Origin of the sequence: Anoxybacillus sp. ST70, assembly GCF_019553625.1 — a bacterium.
GTDB lineage: Bacteria > Bacillota > Bacilli > Bacillales > Anoxybacillaceae > Anoxybacillus > Anoxybacillus gonensis.
In genome coordinates, this window is record NZ_JAHZOF010000033.1 from 1 (window position 1) to 884 (window position 884).

7 tRNA genes and 1 rRNA gene are annotated in these 884 nt (G+C 53.7%); all 8 read right to left on the reverse strand.

The window, feature by feature from the left end:
* Window positions 1–150: 150 nt before the first annotated feature.
* Window positions 151–226: transfer RNA gene (locus K1I43_RS15410), tRNA-Ala, on the reverse strand.
* Between the two features lie 7 nt (window positions 227–233).
* Window positions 234–310: transfer RNA gene (locus tag K1I43_RS15415), tRNA-Pro, on the reverse strand.
* Window positions 311–330: 20 nt separating this feature from the next.
* Window positions 331–407, reverse strand: a tRNA-Arg gene (locus tag K1I43_RS15420).
* Window positions 408–415: 8 nt separating this feature from the next.
* Window positions 416–501: transfer RNA gene (locus K1I43_RS15425), tRNA-Leu, on the reverse strand.
* A 10-nt stretch (window positions 502–511) separates the two neighbouring features.
* Window positions 512–586 (reverse strand) — tRNA-Gly (locus tag K1I43_RS15430).
* Window positions 587–590: 4 nt separating this feature from the next.
* Window positions 591–671: transfer RNA gene (locus tag K1I43_RS15435), tRNA-Leu, on the reverse strand.
* A 4-nt stretch (window positions 672–675) separates the two neighbouring features.
* Window positions 676–751: transfer RNA gene (locus K1I43_RS15440), tRNA-Lys, on the reverse strand.
* Between the two features lie 8 nt (window positions 752–759).
* Window positions 760–876: ribosomal RNA gene (gene rrf / locus K1I43_RS15445) — 5S ribosomal RNA — on the reverse strand.
* Window positions 877–884 lie beyond the last annotated feature (8 nt).

Here is an 884-nt window from a genome sequence, read left to right on the forward strand (position 1 = left end):
CGTCCTGAGCCAGGATCAAACTCTCCATAGAAAAGTTATCCTTAGCTTCTGTACGCTTTTCGCTTCGTTCAGTTTTCAAGGAACATCTTGTCGCTTTTGAAGCGACCTTTTCAATATAACATTTACGTTTTTGCTTGTCAATAGTTTTTTTGGTGGAGCCTATCGGGATCGAACCGATGACCTCCTGCGTGCAAAGCAGGCGCTCTCCCAGCTGAGCTAAGGCCCCTTAGAAATGGTCGGGAAGACAGGATTCGAACCTGCGACCCCATGGTCCCAAACCATGTGCTCTACCAAGCTGAGCTACTTCCCGTCCTCATTATAATATAAACATGGCGCGCCCGAGAGGATTCGAACCCCTAACCTTCTGATCCGTAGTCAGATGCTCTATCCAATTGAGCTACGGGCGCATATAAAGTGCCGAGGGCCGGACTCGAACCGGCACGGTAGTCACCTACCGCAGGATTTTAAGTCCTGTGCGTCTGCCAATTCCGCCACCCCGGCATAGGCATGTTGGAGCGGAAGACGGGACTCGAACCCGCGACCCCCACCTTGGCAAGGTGGTGTTCTACCACTGAACTACTTCCGCATTATGCGGGTGGAGGGACTTGAACCCCCACGCCAGAGGCGCCAGATCCTAAGTCTGGTGCGTCTGCCAATTCCGCCACACCCGCATCATGGTGAGCCATGGAGGACTCGAACCTCCGACCCTCTGATTAAAAGTCAGATGCTCTACCTACTGAGCTAATGGCTCATTTTTTTGCCCGGCAACGTCCTACTCTCGCAGGCGGTGTCCCGCCAACTACCATCGGCGCTGGAGAGCTTAACTTCCGTGTTCGGGATGGGAACGGGTGTGACCTCTCCGCCATCGTCACCGAGCAAACATG